This is a genomic window from Deltaproteobacteria bacterium, assembly GCA_016875395.1.
Lineage (GTDB): Bacteria > Myxococcota_A > UBA9160 > UBA9160 > UBA6930 > VGRF01.
This window is the reverse complement of sequence record VGRF01000075.1, coordinates 1-1,771: the sequence shown is the minus strand read 5'-3', so window position 1 is coordinate 1,771 and position 1,771 is coordinate 1. Positions and strand designations below refer to the sequence as shown.

At 66.0% G+C, this 1,771-nt stretch carries 4 protein-coding genes and 1 other RNA gene; all 5 read left to right on the top strand.

All coding sequences use genetic code 11. From position 1 onward, the window contains the following. The first annotated feature begins 176 nt into the window (after window positions 1-176). Complete coding sequence (locus FJ091_22155; protein ID MBM4386052.1) at window positions 177-392, top strand: hypothetical protein; 216 nt, start codon at window positions 177-179, stop codon at window positions 390-392. A gap of 98 nt (window positions 393-490) precedes the next feature. Next, window positions 491-757, top strand: a complete 267-nt coding sequence (locus tag FJ091_22150) for a hypothetical protein (protein MBM4386051.1) — start codon at window positions 491-493, stop codon at window positions 755-757. Between the two features lie 100 nt (window positions 758-857). Beyond that, window positions 858-1,124, top strand: a complete 267-nt coding sequence (locus FJ091_22145; protein MBM4386050.1) for a hypothetical protein — start codon at window positions 858-860, stop codon at window positions 1,122-1,124. Then, window positions 1,123-1,186: hammerhead ribozyme type II (locus tag FJ091_22140), an RNA gene on the top strand. Before FJ091_22145 ends, FJ091_22140 begins: the two co-directional genes overlap by 2 nt. Continuing rightward, window positions 1,172-1,465, top strand: a complete 294-nt coding sequence (locus FJ091_22135) for a hypothetical protein (protein MBM4386049.1) — start codon at window positions 1,172-1,174, stop codon at window positions 1,463-1,465. Before FJ091_22140 ends, FJ091_22135 begins: the two co-directional genes overlap by 15 nt. The last annotated feature ends 306 nt before the right edge of the window (window positions 1,466-1,771 follow it).

Here is a 1,771-nt window from a genome sequence, read left to right as displayed (position 1 = left end):
CCTCGAGGGCCTCGGAGCTCGCGAGCTTCGGAGGGAGTGGCAGGGGCCCGGCGGGGCCCGGCGGGAAAGCGCGAGGCGACGGCGGAAGCCCAAAAAAACATTGCTCCGCAGTATTGCGCAGCACGTTCCTGTGCTATGGTGGGCATGCGGCAATTCCGCCGCGAGGAGAGAGAAGAATGGCCCAGCACTACAGCGACGAAACCCGCGCCGCCGATCCCCACGCGCTACCTGACGTGGAGACGTTCTACGTGTCCTCAACCAACCAACGGTTCACGCGCGGCTGGTACTGGCAAGCATGCTTCCCGGGATGCTTGCCGGATTCCGAGCCTTTTGGTCCATTCGAGACTGAGGCCGAAGCTCTTGCCGATGTCGGCTGGGCGCTTCTCGACTGACGCACCGAGCCTCGCTGCCATCGCTCACGTAACCCGTGGGCGATGCAAGCGCGGATCAGCGCGCAAGCGGCAATCACGCCGCGAAAGGGGAGCAAGAGATGAACTATGACGTGATCTACTACTACAACGGCGGCACGCTGCGCGGCAACTGGCATGCTGCCGAGATCGGCCCCGATGGCATCGAGGCGACCATCGAGCGCATCGAGCGCATGGGGTACTTCTGCCGCCGAGGTCGCCGGAGCATCGGTGCGCCGGAAGGTGCGCCTTCCGAGATGTTCGCGGACTCGCGCGACCATGCCGCGCTTCGCGCGCTCTGCCCGGCGCATTGCGGCTGCAAGAGGTGGAGTCGCTGGAACGATTGCTGACGCACCGAGCCTCGCTGCCATCGCTCAGGCATCCCTGGGCGATGCAAGCGCGGATCAGCGCGCATAGAGCGGCAATTCCGCCGCGAGGGAGAGCAGACAAATGGACGACGTGCAGTACCACTACCGCGCGCTATTGGCCGCGGGCCCGCGCGACGCGCAACTCGTTTCGGATCTGTGCAACTACTTCGAGCAGAGCGGCGGCAAGATGAAACAAGAGGTTTTTGACGTGATCGTAGGCGTCCGCTCGCTGCTGAATGCGCTCGCCTCGAAGCAAGATGCACACCCCGACGAGGCCGACGAAATCCGCGCCGCCGCGCTCGTGCTCATTCGCAGCGTCACCATCGCTACGCACGGCGCACGCCGCTAGCCGAAACGCCCCTCGCGGGCGTCCGCCGGAATAGCCACCCGGCGCTGATGAGGCAGGCTGAACTCAACCAACCAACGGCGGATCAGCGCGCAAGCGGCAATTCCGCCGCGCAGGAGAGAGAAATGACGGATGAGGTAATGGTGGGCGAGAGCAAGTCCGGGCGAATCATCTTCGCGCGCGATGGGCGCTTCACGATGCGAGGGCGCGGCTCGGCGCAGTGGTCGCCCTGGAAGCGCTCGAAGCTGAACGCCATTCGCACGGCGGAGTTGTGGCTACTCGCAGGCTACGCCATTTCGTTCACTACCGAAGAAGAGGCCCGAAGCGAGAAGGAGAGAGAGTGACGACCAAGCACACTCATCGCGTCGCGTGGGGCCACCGCGTCGAGGGCTGCCCGCGTTGCGCGGAGCTCGACGCCGGGGCGGCCCCGGTCCCAGGCTGGGGCGACGCACGGTACGATGGGCGCCGAAGCCCCGAGTGGCTGCGACGGCAGGCTGACAAGATGCGCGAGGTGCGCGTCGCAAGCGACCTAGCGCTACGGCGCGGCGCGTCGCCAGGTCAGCAATATTGGGAGGTAGTACCCTTCGGCCCCTTCGCGACCGCGGCCGCAGCTCTTGACGCCGAACGCGAGCGCGATGGCGACGGATGGA